General features: G+C 67.6%; 14 protein-coding genes and 1 riboswitch. Of the genes, 7 read left to right on the forward strand and 7 right to left on the reverse strand.

The genetic code is table 11. The annotated features are described in order from the left end of the window. Positions 1 to 234: 234 nt before the first annotated feature. Positions 235 to 1,566, reverse strand: a complete 1,332-nt coding sequence (locus OLX23_RS09615; RefSeq protein WP_264444692.1) for a hemolysin family protein — start codon at positions 1,564 to 1,566, stop codon at positions 235 to 237. A 186-nt stretch (positions 1,567 to 1,752) separates the two neighbouring features. On the opposite strand from OLX23_RS09615, the gene OLX23_RS09620 reads away from it, so the two are divergent. Further along, positions 1,753 to 2,448 (forward strand): OmpA family protein, encoded by a 696-nt coding sequence (locus OLX23_RS09620; RefSeq protein ID WP_264444693.1) that lies wholly within the window; start codon positions 1,753 to 1,755, stop codon positions 2,446 to 2,448. Between the two features lie 180 nt (positions 2,449 to 2,628). On the opposite strand, the gene OLX23_RS09625 is transcribed toward OLX23_RS09620, so the two are convergent. Continuing rightward, a complete protein-coding gene (locus OLX23_RS09625) occupies positions 2,629 to 3,198 on the reverse strand; it encodes a TMEM165/GDT1 family protein (protein WP_264444695.1) in 570 nt (189 codons plus the stop codon). A gap of 88 nt (positions 3,199 to 3,286) precedes the next feature. Further along, positions 3,287 to 3,387, reverse strand: a riboswitch (yybP-ykoY riboswitch). A gap of 155 nt (positions 3,388 to 3,542) precedes the next feature. Here OLX23_RS09625 and OLX23_RS09630 point away from each other — a divergent pair. After that, positions 3,543 to 4,040 carry a flagellar basal body-associated FliL family protein gene (locus OLX23_RS09630; protein ID WP_264444696.1) on the forward strand — a complete coding sequence of 166 codons (498 nt, stop codon included), beginning with the start codon at positions 3,543 to 3,545 and terminating at the stop codon, positions 4,038 to 4,040. 36 nt (positions 4,041 to 4,076) lie between these two features. Here the strand turns inward: OLX23_RS09630 and bdcA are convergent, their stop codons facing one another. Beyond that, positions 4,077 to 4,790: an SDR family oxidoreductase gene (gene bdcA / locus OLX23_RS09635; protein ID WP_264444698.1), complete on the reverse strand. Its 714-nt coding sequence runs from the start codon at positions 4,788 to 4,790 to the stop codon at positions 4,077 to 4,079. 72 nt (positions 4,791 to 4,862) lie between these two features. Between bdcA and OLX23_RS09640 the strand changes: the two genes are divergently transcribed. Further along, on the forward strand, positions 4,863 to 5,459 hold the full coding sequence (locus OLX23_RS09640; protein WP_319641307.1) for a TetR/AcrR family transcriptional regulator: 597 nt from the start codon (positions 4,863 to 4,865) through the stop codon (positions 5,457 to 5,459). Here OLX23_RS09640 and OLX23_RS09645 read toward each other — a convergent pair. Continuing rightward, a complete protein-coding gene (locus OLX23_RS09645) occupies positions 5,456 to 6,241 on the reverse strand; it encodes a 3'(2'),5'-bisphosphate nucleotidase CysQ (RefSeq protein ID WP_264444700.1) in 786 nt (261 codons plus the stop codon). The two genes, OLX23_RS09640 and OLX23_RS09645, sit on opposite strands and share 4 nt — an antisense overlap. Positions 6,242 to 6,398: 157 nt before the next feature. Between OLX23_RS09645 and sucC the strand changes: the two genes are divergently transcribed. The 3 genes from sucC (at position 6,399) to OLX23_RS09660 (ending at position 9,489) form a co-directional block, all read left to right on the forward strand. Beyond that, positions 6,399 to 7,598: an ADP-forming succinate--CoA ligase subunit beta gene (gene sucC, locus OLX23_RS09650; protein WP_264444702.1), complete on the forward strand. Its 1,200-nt coding sequence runs from the start codon at positions 6,399 to 6,401 to the stop codon at positions 7,596 to 7,598. 181 nt (positions 7,599 to 7,779) lie between these two features. Next, the gene (locus OLX23_RS09655; RefSeq protein WP_264444704.1) at positions 7,780 to 8,526 is read left to right on the forward strand and encodes an electron transfer flavoprotein subunit beta/FixA family protein; all 747 of its coding nucleotides are present in this window, start codon (positions 7,780 to 7,782) and stop codon (positions 8,524 to 8,526) included. 30 nt (positions 8,527 to 8,556) lie between these two features. Continuing rightward, a complete protein-coding gene (locus OLX23_RS09660; protein WP_264444706.1) occupies positions 8,557 to 9,489 on the forward strand; it encodes an electron transfer flavoprotein subunit alpha/FixB family protein in 933 nt (310 codons plus the stop codon). Between the two features lie 59 nt (positions 9,490 to 9,548). Here OLX23_RS09660 and OLX23_RS09665 read toward each other — a convergent pair whose 3' ends face one another. Beyond that, positions 9,549 to 10,235, reverse strand: a complete 687-nt coding sequence (locus OLX23_RS09665; RefSeq protein WP_264444708.1) for an enoyl-CoA hydratase/isomerase family protein — start codon at positions 10,233 to 10,235, stop codon at positions 9,549 to 9,551. Between the two features lie 129 nt (positions 10,236 to 10,364). On the opposite strand from OLX23_RS09665, the gene OLX23_RS09670 reads away from it, so the two are divergent. After that, positions 10,365 to 10,922 (forward strand): nuclear transport factor 2 family protein, encoded by a 558-nt coding sequence (locus tag OLX23_RS09670; protein ID WP_264444710.1) that lies wholly within the window; start codon positions 10,365 to 10,367, stop codon positions 10,920 to 10,922. Here the strand turns inward: OLX23_RS09670 and OLX23_RS09675 are convergent. Together OLX23_RS09675 and OLX23_RS09680 are read right to left on the reverse strand one after the other, a co-directional pair. Beyond that, complete coding sequence (locus tag OLX23_RS09675; protein ID WP_264444712.1) at positions 10,919 to 11,446, reverse strand: GNAT family N-acetyltransferase; 528 nt, start codon at positions 11,444 to 11,446, stop codon at positions 10,919 to 10,921. The two genes, OLX23_RS09670 and OLX23_RS09675, sit on opposite strands and share 4 nt — an antisense overlap. After that, the gene (locus tag OLX23_RS09680) at positions 11,443 to 12,657 is read right to left on the reverse strand and encodes a DUF445 domain-containing protein (RefSeq protein WP_264444713.1); all 1,215 of its coding nucleotides are present in this window, start codon (positions 12,655 to 12,657) and stop codon (positions 11,443 to 11,445) included. The genes OLX23_RS09675 and OLX23_RS09680 overlap by 4 nt, the downstream gene beginning before the upstream one ends. Between the last annotated feature and the right edge of the window lie 18 nt (positions 12,658 to 12,675).

Genomic DNA, 12,675 nt, shown 5'->3' on the forward strand with positions numbered 1-12,675 from the left:
CGTCTGTTTAAGTCGCCTCTCACAGGCTGAGCAGATTTGAAGGGGGCAGGCGCTTACGAGCTGCGTTTGGAATGGGGAAGTGGGCTGTCTCAGACCGTCTCACTAAAGCCAAAAAAATGAGGGGCTAGTATGGGGGCCATATCGGATCGACCCCGGGAATTCTTCTTCTGATCCAGCATCATTTGCAGCGGGTTCGATTCCCGCTACCCGCTCCAACTTCCGACCACCGCTGACCTAAGCCGCGCTCTCTGCCTCGGCCTGCTCGCCGCCCGCTTGCTCGCGCGCGACCAGCAGCTTGTCGATCTTGAGGCCGTCCATGTCGACGACCTCGAAACGCCAGCCCTGGTCGGTGAAGTGTTCGCCTTCCTTGGGCAGCCGCTTAAGCACCGACAGCACGTAGCCCGCCGCGGTGGCGAACTCGCGGTCGTCGTCGAGTTCGAGGCCGAGCCGCTGCGCCAGGGCATCGGCGGGCAGCGCGCCGGCGATCAGCAGCGAGCCGTCCTCGCGCTCGACCACCATCGGCTCGTCGCCCTCGTCCTGGTGGCTGACGAAGTTGCCGACGATCGCCGCGAGCAGGTCGGCCGGGGTCACCACGCCTTCGAGGTGGCCGTACTCGTCGTGGACCATGGCCATCGACACGTCGGACTGCTGGAGGATGCGCAGCGCGTCCATCGCGTCGAGCTGGTCGGGGACCACCTCGGCCTTGCGCATCAGCTTGGCCACCGAGATCGGCTCACCCGCGAGCCGCTGTGCGAGCAGGTCGCGGATCTTGAGCACGCCGATGATGTTGTCGGGAGCGCCCTCGACCACGGGCATCAGCGAATGCGGCGTCTCGCGGATGCGCGCGAAGATCTCGTCCTCGCTGGCGCCGACGTCGACCCAGTCGATCTCGATGCGCGGGGTCATCAGCTCGCGCACCGGGCGGTCGGCCAGGCGCATGATGCCGCTCATGATCTGCTGCTGCTCTTCCTCGATCACGCCCGACTTGGTCGCCTCGGCGAAGAGCATGTGCAGTTCCTCGGCGGTGACCTCCTGATCGCTCGACTGGCGCATGCCGATCAGGCCGAGAAGCACGCGCGACGACTTGTCGAGCAGCCAGACGAAGGGCGCCATCGCCGTCGACAGCCAGGTCATCGGCCGCGCCGCGAGCAGCGCGATCGGCTCGGCCAGGCGCAAGGCCACCTGCTTGGGCACGAGTTCGCCGACGACGACGCTGAAATAGGTGGTGGCGACGATGACCAGCGCGAAGCCGAGCTCGTCGGCGGCGCGCACCGGCACGCCGAGCGCAACGAGGCGCTCGCCCACGGGACCCCCGAGGCTGGCGCCCGAATAGGCACCCGCGACGATGCCGACGAGCGTGATGCCGATCTGCACGGTCGAGAGAAACTTGCCCGGATCCTGCGCCAGCGCCAGCGCGCACTTGGCACCGCCGCTGCCCTTTTCGGCCGCGAGCTTCAGCCGCGCGGCACGCGCCGAGACGATCGCCAGCTCCGACATGGAGAACAGGCCATTGAGCAGGATCAGGCCCGCGATGATGAGGACATCGGTCCAGGGAAACGGCGTCACGCGCAGGGACCTAGCAGAACAAGGCGGCGGCGCGAAGGGGGCGGGTTCGCGCCGATGCGTGAGGAAGTGTGTTCGTTGACAAGGTGGCGGTGCAGCGCCCATTCATGTTGGCAAATCGACAAGGCCGAATTGACCGGGCCGACAGACCGGCCCGCCGAGGCTTTCGTGAAGGAAAGGGTTGAAACCATGCCGAAATCCCGTCTGCTGATTTCCTGCGTGACCGCGATCTCGCTGGTCTCGCTGTCGGGCTGCGTCACCGATCCCAACACCGGCGAGCGCAAGGTCTCGCGCACCGCGATCGGCGCGGGCGTGGGTACGATCGGCGGCATCCTGCTCGGCGGCCTGATCGGCGGCGGCACCGGCCGCATCATCGGCGCGGGCATCGGCGGCCTCGCCGGCGGCGCCATCGGCTATACGATGGACAAGCAGATCAAGGAGCTGCGCGAGCAGACCGCGGGCAGCGGCGTCGACATCACGCCGACCGACAACGGCCAGGCAATCCTCGTCAACCTGCCCGAGGGCGTGACCTTCGATGTCGCCAGCGCCGCGCTGCAGCCGAGCTTCCGCACCACGCTCGACCAGATCGCGCAGAGCCTGAACCAGTATCCGAACAGCCTCGTCGACGTTTACGGCCACACCGATTCGACGGGTTCGGACCAGTACAACCAGACCCTGTCCGAGAACCGGGCGCGCACCGTCGCCAACTACCTGACGATGCAGGGCGTTTCGGGCGCACGCATCCGCAGCCAGGGCTTCGGCGAAACCATGCCGATCGGCGACAACGCCACCGACGAAGGCCGCCGCCGCAACCGCCGCGTCGAGATCAAGATCGTGCCGATCAGCCAGGAACAGGTCCAGGCGGCGAAACAGCAGGGGTATTGAGGCGCGCCTTCCGCCCTCGTAACTCGCCCTCCTAACTTTCGTCATCCCCGCGCAGGCGGGGATCCATCACCCGAGCTGTCAAATCGCACCGCGGCGCCGTTGGAGAGCCCCGGAGATGGATCCCCGCTTTCGCGGGGATGACGCGGTTATCGGTCTAGCGACGCAGATGACCTTGCAGGCTCAGATCCAGCCGGCGGTCTGCGCCAGCAGCCACAGGCCGATCGCCAGGAACAGCAGCGCCGCGATCACGCGCACCGTGTTCAGCGGGATCCGCTTGATCAGCGCATTGCCGAGGAACACCGCCGGCACGTTCGCCAGCATCATGCCCAGGGTCGTGCCGAGCATGACGGGCACCACCGCCTGGAAGCGCGCGCCGAGCGCGATCGTCGCGAGCTGGGTCTTGTCGCCCATCTCGACGAGGAAGAAGGCCACCAGCGTGGTCAGGAAGGCACCGAACTTGGCGGGTTTGGCCTCGTCCTCGTCGAACTTGTCGGGGATCAAGGTCCAGCCGGCCATGACGATGAACGAGATCGCGACGACGTAGCGGAACCACAGGCCATCGAGGAAGGCCGCAGCCTGTTCGCCGACGAGCGCCGCGAGGAAGTGGTTGGCCAGGGTGGCGACGAGAATGCCGGCGATGATCGGCACCGGCCGCTTGAAGCGCGTCGCCAGGACGATCGCAAGGAGCTGGGTCTTGTCGCCGATCTCGGCGAGCGCGACGACCGCGGTGGAGGTGAGCAGGGCTTCCAAAGGACTTCTCCGGGCCGGGCGCGAGACAAGCAACGGCATCGCGCATCCCGCCCGGCCAGGCGGAGGCGCCATGCCATTGGTCTCGCCCGAACGGTATTCCCGCTCCCCCTGCGCCATGGCCTCTCGACCAAGTATGTTGACGCAAGGGCCCGCCTCTCGGCGGCTGGCTACTCCCCAGATGACGCCCCGCCCCTACGCGCATAATGCCGCGAAGACAAGCGCTCTCGCCGCGATCGTTCCGCCTTGCGCAATAGCGAAAGCCCCGCCGTAACCCGATCCTAAACCCGGCGCGCTAGGGAACGCCGGCTCGCCGGTCGGCGATCAGACATCACGCAGCGGGACGCATGAACAGCAAACGGATCGTACTGGGCGCCGTCGCCGGCATCGCCATCATGGGGGCCGGAGCCGCCGGCGCGATATGGATGCAGCGCGATGGCGTCGCCGACGCGGTGGAGAGCGACGCCAAGGTCGCGGTCAAGGACGTCGCCTCCCTGCCCGACGATGCCGTCGCGCAGTCGCAGCCGCTCTACTACTCGTTCGACAAGCCGTTCACCGCCAACCTCAAGTACAACGCCGACATGATCCAGGTCGAAGTCGCGCTCAGTTCGCGCTTCGCCACGACGATCGACGCGCTCAAGACCGACAGCCCAGCCCTGCGATCGGTGGTGCTCGACGTGTTGTCCAGTGCTTCGGAAGAGACGGCGATGAGCGATGCCGGCAAGCATCAGCTCGAGGCGGCGATTGCCGCGGCGATCAACAAGCAGTTGCAGAGCGACGGCTATGCCGGCGGCGTCGATGCCGCCTATTTCACGAGCTTCGTCGCCCAGCCGAACGACGGCTGACCCGCTCCGCAACGGAGCGGGTCGCGACATCGGCCTTCAGGCGCCGAAGCCGCCGTCGATCGTATGCAGCGCGCCGGTGACGATCCCCGCTTCGGGGCCGGCGAGATAGGCGACGAGGCCGGCCACTTCGGCCGCGGTGCCATGGCGCTTGATCGCCATGAAGCTGTGCATGTCCTGGGCCATCGGGCCGTCGGCCGGGTTCATGTCGGTGTCGGTCGGTCCGGGCTGGACGACGTTGACCGTGATCCCGCGCGGGCCGAAATCACGCGCCAGGCCGCGGGCCATGCCCTGCAACGCCGACTTGGTCAGCGCATAGGCCGCGCCGCCGGCGAAGGGCATGCGATCGCCGTTGACCGAGCCGATGACCACCAGGCGGCCACCGTCGGGCATCTGCCGCGCCGCCTCGACCAGCGCGTGGTAGGGCGCACGGACGTTGACGTCGATCATCCGGTCGACCGCGTCGGGATCGAGCTCGAGCGGATCGCCGAGCACGAGCTGGCCGGCATTGAACACCAGCACGTCGAGCGGGCCGCGGCTGCGCACGGTCTCGACCAGATCGGCGCGATCGGCGGCGTCCGAACGGACCGCCTCGGCGCCGGTCTTCGCCGCGAGGGCCTCGGCCGCATCCTGCGAGCCGGCATAGGTGAAGGCGACCTTGCCGCCGTCGGCGGTGAAACGCTCGACGATAGCGGCACCGATGCCGCGGCTGCCGCCGATGACGAGGACGTTCTTGTCGGTGAATTGGGTCATGGGAAAGCTCCTTGATCAATCTGTATGATGCACTACATAATTCATCAGAAACGCAGGTCAAGGTATTTTGTAGTGATCGATACAGAAAAAACGAAAAAGCCGCGCGGGCGCCCCCGGGCCTTCGATCTGGAGGCCGCGCTGACCAAGGCCGAGGCGCTGTTCCATGCGCGCGGCTACGACGGCGTCAGCGTGGCCAACCTGTCCGAGGAACTCGGGATCAACCCGCCGAGCTTCTATGCCGCCTTCGACAGCAAGGCGGGGCTCTTCGCGCGCGTGCTCGAACGCTATGCGGCCTCGGCGCTGCCGCTCGACCGGATCCTCCAGCCCGGCCGCGACCCGGCCGAGGCGCTGGCCGATCTGCTGGAGACCGCCGCGCGGATCTATGCGGCGACGCCGTCAGCGCGGGGCTGCCTGGTACTCGAGACCGTGCATCCCAGTGCGGACGAGGTACCGACCACCGCGGCCGAGCCCTATCGCACGGCCAGCCACGCGCTGATCCGCGACTTCGTCGCCGCGACGCGACCGATGCGCGCCGAACCGGCGGCCGATCTGGTTGACGTGCTGCTCTCGGGCCTCTCCGCGCGTGCACGCGAAGGCTGGGATGCCGACCGCCTCGTCGCGAGCGCCCGCGCCAGCGCTAAGGCGCTTCCCGCGGTGCTCGCCGACTAGCCCTTGGCGGCGAGCACTTTCGCGCGATCGGCCAGCCGCGCGACCGCGGCGGCATGTATCGTGGGGGCGGTAACGAGCACGCCGAAGGCTCGCGGATCGGGCTTGTTATAATTGAGCGGCCCGCCGAAGGCATCGGTCACGGTCGCCCCGGCCTCGCGCGCGATCAGCGCGGCGGCGCCGATGTCCCACTCGAAACCCCAGCGCAGGGTCGCGACGAGATCGGCCTCGTCGGCGGCGACCAGCGCCATGCGCAGCGCGATCGAATTGGGCTGGTCGACCATGACCAGATCGGCATCCTCGGCGCTCACCTGCTTGGCCGGCACCCGCGCGCCGGGCAGTTCGGTACGCCGGCTCGCCACCAGCCGCTCGCCGTTGCGCGAGGCGCCCTGCCCCGCCTCGGCGTGCCAGAACTCGCCTCTCGCCGGGGCGCAGAGCATGCCGAACAGCGGCCGACCGGCGCTGATCAGCGCCACCGAGACCGCCCAGCCGCGTCGCCCGGCGATATAGTCGCGCGTGCCGTCGATCGGATCAACCAACCAGATCAGCCCGCCGGAAAGGCGTTCCGGCGCATCGACGGTTTCCTCCGAAAGCCAGCCGGCCGCGGGCAGCAGCCGGGTGAGCTCTCTTTTCAGATAGGCGTCGACCGCGAGATCGGCCTCGCAGACCGGGCTGCCCGGCACCTTCTCCCAGGCCTGCAGCGCGTGCCCGTCGCCGGGCCAGGAGGCCATGGCCATGCGGCCGGCTTCGCGGAGGATGGCTTCAAGACGCTGGCGATCGATCATGCGGCCCGTATGGTCTCCGTGTTGTCTGCGAGGGAAAGAGTCGAAATCGGCCCGTTCGCGGGACTTTTCAAGCCGCGCGTGTTGTGCTTATGCGGCGCCGCACCAACCTGCCCCTCCTCCCCGGAATCATGGGCACCAGCGGAAAGCGACCACATCCATGAACATTCACGAGTATCAGGCCAAGGAACTGCTGGCGAAATTCGGCGTCTCCGTCCCCGCGGGACATGCAGCGCTGACCGTGGATGAGGCCGTGGAAGCCGCGGGCAAGCTGCCCGGGCCGCTCTACGTCGTGAAGGCGCAGATCCACGCGGGTGGCCGCGGCAAGGGCAAGTTCAAGGAACTCGGCCCCGACGCCAAGGGCGGTGTCCGCCTGTCGAAGACGCTCGACGAAGTCCGCGCCAACGCCACCGACATGCTCGGCAACACGCTGGTGACGATCCAGACGGGCGAAGCCGGCAAGCAGGTCAACCGCCTCTACATCACCGACGGCGCCGACATCGCCAAGGAATACTACTTCTCGATGCTCGTCGATCGCGCCACCGGCCGCATCGCCATGATCGTCTCGACCGAGGGCGGCATGGACATCGAGGAAGTCGCCCACTCGACCCCCGAGAAGATCACCACGATCACGATCGATCCGGCCGAAGGCTTCCAGCCGCACCACGGCCGCGCCGTGGCGTTCGGCCTCAAGCTGAAGGGTGACCTCAACAAGCAGGCGCAGAAGATCGCCGCGCAGCTCTATGAAGCCTTCGTCGCGACCGACATGTCGATGCTCGAGATCAACCCGCTGATCGAGACCGAAGACGGCAAGATCCAGGTGCTCGACGCCAAGGTCAGCTTCGATTCGAACGCGCTGTTCCGTCACCCCGACGTTGCCGCGCTGCGTGACGAGACCGAGGAAGATCCGGCCGAAGTCGAAGCCTCGAAGTACGACCTCGCCTACATCAAGCTCGACGGCGACATCGGCTGCATGGTCAACGGCGCCGGCCTCGCCATGGCGACGATGGACATCATCAAGCTCAACGGCATGTTCCCGGCGAACTTCCTCGACGTCGGCGGCGGCGCCACGACCGAGAAGGTCACCGCGGCGTTCAAGATCATTCTCGCCGATCCGGCCGTGAAGGGCATCCTCGTCAACATCTTCGGCGGCATCATGAAGTGCGACACGATCGCCGAAGGCATCGTGACCGCCGCTAAGGAAGTGAACCTCTCGGTGCCGCTCGTCGTGCGCCTCGAAGGCACCAACGTCGACCAGGGCAAGGCGATCCTCGCCAACTCGGGCCTCGCCATCGTCCCCGCCGACGATCTCGGCGACGCCGCCAAGAAGATCGTCGCCGAGGTGAAGAAGGCCGCCTGAGCCTTCATCGTTCCGACGAATTCCTGCTTATGAATCTGGCCCCGCCGCGATCCCGTCGCGGCGGGGCTTGACGTTCTGCGCCTATGCGGCAATGGCGTCCGTCGATTCAGTTTAATCGCGCGGTTAAGCGTGCGACTAAATCCGCCGAATTTTCCACTGCCGAGAGGAAGGACCTCATCCCATGAAGATCCTCGTGCCCGTCAAGCGGGTGATCGACTACAACGTCAAGCCACGGGTGAAGTCCGACGGTACCGGCGTCGACCTCGCCAACGTCAAGATGAGCATGAATCCCTTCGACGAAATCGCCGTCGAGGAAGCCATCCGCCTCAAGGAAAAGGGCGTGGCGACCGAGATCGTCGCGGTTTCCGTCGGCCCGGCCAAGGCGCAGGAAACGCTGCGCACGGCGCTGGCCATGGGCGCCGACCGCGCCATCCTCGTCCAGACCGACGACGAGGTCGAGCCGCTGGCCGTCGCCAAGATCCTCAAGGCGATCGCCGAGGAAGAGACCCCGGGTCTCGTGATCCTGGGCAAGCAGGCGATCGACGACGACAGCAACCAGACGGGCCAGATGCTCGCCGCGCTGCTCGGCCGTCCGCAGGGCACTTTCGCTTCGGAAGTCACGGTCGAAGGCGATTCGGTCACGGTGAAGCGTGAAGTCGACGGCGGCCTCGAGACCGTGAAGCTCTCGCTTCCCGCCATCGTCACCACCGACCTGCGCCTCAACGAGCCGCGCTATGCCTCGCTGCCGAACATCATGAAGGCGAAGTCGAAGCCGCTCGCGACCAAGGCCCCCGCCGACTACGGCGTCGACACCGCGCCGCGCCTCAAGACCCTCAAGGTCTCCGAGCCGCCCGTGCGCAGCGCCGGCATCAAGGTTGCCGACGTCGACGCCCTCGTCGCCAAGATCAAGGAGCTGGGGATCGCCTGATCGGCCGGTCCCTTTGCGGAGAACAGACACATGACGAAAACGCTTGTTTGGGTCGAACACGACAACGCCACGGTCAAGGACGCGACGCTGTCGACCGTGACCGCCGCCGCGCAGCTCGGCGAAGTCCACCTGCTGGTCGCCGGTTCGGGCGCCCAGGCCGTGGCCGATGCCGCTGCCAAGATCGCCGGCGTCGGCAAGGTCCACCTCGCCGACAGCCCGGCCTTCGCCAACGCCCTGGCCGAGAACGTCGCGCCGCTGATCGTCGAGCTGATGGCCAGCCACGACGCCTTCGTCGCGCCGGCCACCAGCAACGGCAAGAACATCGCGCCGCGCGTCGCCGCGCTGCTCGACGTCGCACAGGTCTCGGACATCCTTTCGGTCGAAGGTCCCAAGACCTTCACGCGCCCGACCTATGCCGGCAACGCCATCGCCACGGTCGAGAGCTCTGACGCTAAGCTCGTCATCACCGTGCGCGGCACGGCCTTTGCCAAGGCCGCCAGCGAGGGTGGTTCGGGTGCGGTCGAGGCCGTCTCGGGCGGCGGCGACGCCGGCCTGTCGAGCTTCGTCAGCGCCGAGATCGCCAAGAGCGAGCGCCCCGAGCTGACCAGCGCCAAGGTCATCGTCTCGGGCGGTCGTGCGCTCAAGGACGGCCCGACGTTCGAACAGGTCATCTTCCCGCTCGCCGACAAGCTCAAGGCCGCCGTCGGCGCCAGCCGCGCCGCGGTCGACGCGGGCTACGTGCCCAACGACTACCAGGTCGGCCAGACCGGCAAGATCGTCGCCCCCGAAGTCTACATCGCGGTCGGCATCTCGGGCGCGATCCAGCACCTCGCGGGCATGAAGGATTCGAAGACCATCATCGCCATCAACAAGGACGAGGACGCGCCGATCTTCCAGGTCGCCGACCTGGGCCTCGTCGCCGACCTGTTCACCGCGGTGCCGGAATTGACCGGCAAGCTCTGAGCGGCGACGCGAAAACGCAAACACGAGAAGGGCGGTCGGCAACGGCCGCCCTTTTTGGTTCAGGGCGCGTCGAAATAGAGCCGGTCGATGTCGGCAATCTCCAGCCGCATCGCACGGCGGGCCTGGATTATGCCGTGCGCCGGCAAAGCGGCCATCGTTGCGGCAAGCGCCTGCGCCTCGGCCAGCGCGGTACCGGCGGGGACCATGCGGCTCGCGAGGCCTAGCGACACCGCCTCGGGCGCGAGCACGTCGCGCCCCGTCATGATCAGTTCGGCGACGGCGAGGCGCGAGGCGAGTTGCGGCCAGACCAGCAGCACCACCGGCGCCGGCGGCAGACCGAAGCGGACGTGCGGGTCGCCGAGCCGCGCGGTATCGCCCATCAGCACCATGTCGCAGCAGGCGGCGAGCTCGGCGCCGAAGCCGAGTGCCGCCCCCTCGACCGCGGCGATCAGCGGAATGTCGAAAGCGAAGAGCCGGCGTACCAGGCGGTTGTGCAGGCCCGCGGTCTCGGTGCGGAACGCGGCGTCCTCGCCCATGCGCGCGATGATCTCGCGATCGCCGCCGACGCAGAAGTCGCCGCCCTGCCCCGTCACCACCAGTGCGCGCGTTTCGGGATCGGCAGCCACGCGGTCGAGCGCGGCGAGCAGTTCGTGCTGCATGGCGATCGTCACGGCGTTGCGCTTGGCGCCGCGCGCCAGCGCGATCGTCGCCACCGATCCTGTCCAGGTCAGTTCCACTTCGGCCATGAACTTGCCTATCACCCGCCGCACCCGCTCGCCATGACCGCAACGGCCATGCCTGTTTTCGGGCCGGCTTGCCAAGCCGGTGCGCGGCGATAGTCTCTCCCGCAAAACAACAAGAGGAGAGGCCAAGAGATGGATCTGGATCCACGCCTGCAGGACATGCTCGACCACCACGAGATACGCCAGCTCCTGGCGACCTACTGCCACGGTTGCGACCGCGGCGACGAGGTCGAGATGGCGGGGACCTATGCCGCCGACTCCTGGGACGACCACGGCCCGCGCAAGATGGAGGGGCGGCGCTTCTCGATCGAGACGGTCGAGGAATCGCTGCGCACCACCAAGGTCGTCAGCCACCAGCTCGGCCAGTCGTTGATCAAGGTCGACGGCGACAGCGCCGGGGCCGAGACCTATTTCATCGCGACCCTGATCTATCCCGGCCGCAACGGCACGGCCGACCGGCTCAACCAGCTCGGCGGGCGCTATGTCGACCGCTTGGTGCGCGAAGGCGGCTCATGGCGGATCAAGGAGCGGGTCTGCGTGCGCGAATGGTCGAATTCGCAGCCGATCGAGGCAGATTTCCTGGCTGGCCGCGGTTTCGAGCCGACGCGCCGTGGGCAGGAGGACCGCTCCTATGCCGCACTGGGGCTAAACCACGCCGGCAACCCGTGGCTCCACGAGGTGGGCGCCTAGCCGGGCAGCCGCTCGAGCAGGGTCACGGGAGCACTTTCATGCTCCTGTCGACCATAGGCGACGAAGCCCAGTGCGGCCGCGATCTTGAACGAGGCGACATGGCCGTCCTCGATCATCGCCGCGATCCGACGCGGCCCGTGGACGGCGTCGAACCAGGCCAGGATCGCGCGCATCGCCTCTTTGGCGACGCCTTGGCCCCAGTGGTCGCGGTGGATGACCCAGCCCGCCTCGGGCACGTCGTCCATCCCGTGTCCGAACCCCCGCCACGAGTGGAAGACGCCGCAGCTCGCGATGATGGCACCCTCGCCCGGCAGCCGCGCGTGGAAGGCGCCATAGCCATAGAGCGACCATCCGCCCGCGTTCTTGAGCAGCTTTTCGAACTGTGTCTTCTCGTCGGCCACCGCCGCCCCGAGAAAGCGGCGCGTCTCTTCATCTGCGATCAGCTCGACCAGCCCAGGCAAGTCGCCGAGACGCGGCTGCCACAGCTCGAAGCGTTCGGTGCGCAGGAGCGGGGTGTCGCTCACAGCAGTACGTCCACGCAATGGATCAGCACGCCGACGAGTCCGCCGACCAGGGTGCCGTTGATGCGGATGAACTGGAGATCGCGGCCGACGGCGCCCTCGATGCGATCGGTCACGGTATGCGCGTCCCAGCGCTTGACCGTCTCCGAGACGATGCGGACGATCTCGTCACCGTAGCGCGACACCGCGCCGACCAACGTGCGCCGCGCGAAGCGGTTGACCATGAACTGCAGCGGCGCGTCCTCGGCCAGGGTCTTGCCGAGCTGTTCGAGGCTGACGCCGATGCCGCCCGACATCAGCCCTTGCGGGTTGCGCGCGGCCTTGAGCAGGCCTGCGCGCGTGCGCTCCCACATGCCGTCGATCCAGGCGGCCATGGCGGGATTGGCCAGGACCTCGTCCTTGAGCTTGTTGACGCGCTCCTGCATCTCGGGATCGTGGAGCAGCGCATGGGCGAGCGTTTCGAGGCCTTCCTCGATCTTCGCGCGGATCGGATGGTCGGGCACCACCAGGGTCTCCGCCAGCAGCTTGTAGAGCCCGTCGAGCACGGCATTGGCGACCTTGTCGTCGAGCCCGGTCCAGCGCAGCAGGGCATTGGCGCGCTGGTGGATGATCTGCCGCAGCAGGTCCTCGTTGGCCTCGATCGTCAGCGCCGCCCAGCGGATCAGCCCTTCGAGCACGGGCAGGTGGCGCTTGTCGGCGATCGCGGTCTCGAGCAGCTGGCCGAGTAGCGGCGCGAGGTTGAGCTTGGCGAGCTGCTTGCGCAGGCCCGATTTAACGACCCCGCCGAACTGCTCCTGATCGAGCGATTCGAGCAGGTCGGCAAAGAGGTTCATCGCGCCTTCGCGCAGGCGCGACTGGCCACCGCGGCGCTGTTCGACGAGCATGTTGCCCGCCGCCAGCGCGAGGTTGAAGCCGTGGATCCGCCGCGCGACCACGGCCGGGGTCAGGAAATTGGTGCGCAGGAACACCGCCATGGTGTCGGCGATGCGATCCTTGTTCTCGGGAATGATCGCCGTGTGCGGGATCGGCAGGCCCAGCGGATGGCGGAACAGCGCGGTCACCGCGAACCAGTCGGCCAGGCCGCCGACCATCGCCGCCTCGGTGAAGGCAATGACGAAGCCCCAGGCCGGATGCGGGAACACGGTGGCCAACTCGCGGGCGGCGAGAAAGCTCACCGCCATCACCACGAGCAGCCCCGTGGCGATCAGACGCATGCGCCGCGCCCGGTCCGA

Origin of the sequence: Novosphingobium sp. JCM 18896, from assembly GCF_025938095.1 — a bacterium.
Classification (GTDB): Bacteria; Pseudomonadota; Alphaproteobacteria; order Sphingomonadales; family Sphingomonadaceae; genus Novosphingobium.

Excerpts from the sequence above, each read along its gene's own strand:
- OLX23_RS09620 (WP_264444693.1), top strand. The coding sequence starts at position 1,753 with ATGCCGAAATCCCGTCTGCTGATTTCCTGCGTGACCGCGATCTCGCTG.
- OLX23_RS09630 (WP_264444696.1), top strand. The coding sequence starts at position 3,543 with ATGAACAGCAAACGGATCGTACTGGGCGCCGTCGCCGGCATCGCCATC.
- bdcA (WP_264444698.1), bottom strand. The coding sequence starts at position 4,790 with ATGACCCAATTCACCGACAAGAACGTCCTCGTCATCGGCGGCAGCCGC.
- OLX23_RS09645 (WP_264444700.1), bottom strand. The coding sequence starts at position 6,241 with ATGATCGATCGCCAGCGTCTTGAAGCCATCCTCCGCGAAGCCGGCCGC.
- sucC (WP_264444702.1), top strand. The coding sequence starts at position 6,399 with ATGAACATTCACGAGTATCAGGCCAAGGAACTGCTGGCGAAATTCGGC.
- OLX23_RS09655 (WP_264444704.1), top strand. The coding sequence starts at position 7,780 with ATGAAGATCCTCGTGCCCGTCAAGCGGGTGATCGACTACAACGTCAAG.
- OLX23_RS09660 (WP_264444706.1), top strand. The coding sequence starts at position 8,557 with ATGACGAAAACGCTTGTTTGGGTCGAACACGACAACGCCACGGTCAAG.
- OLX23_RS09665 (WP_264444708.1), bottom strand. The coding sequence starts at position 10,235 with ATGGCCGAAGTGGAACTGACCTGGACAGGATCGGTGGCGACGATCGCG.
- OLX23_RS09670 (WP_264444710.1), top strand. The coding sequence starts at position 10,365 with ATGGATCTGGATCCACGCCTGCAGGACATGCTCGACCACCACGAGATA.
- OLX23_RS09680 (WP_264444713.1), bottom strand. The coding sequence starts at position 12,657 with ATGCGTCTGATCGCCACGGGGCTGCTCGTGGTGATGGCGGTGAGCTTT.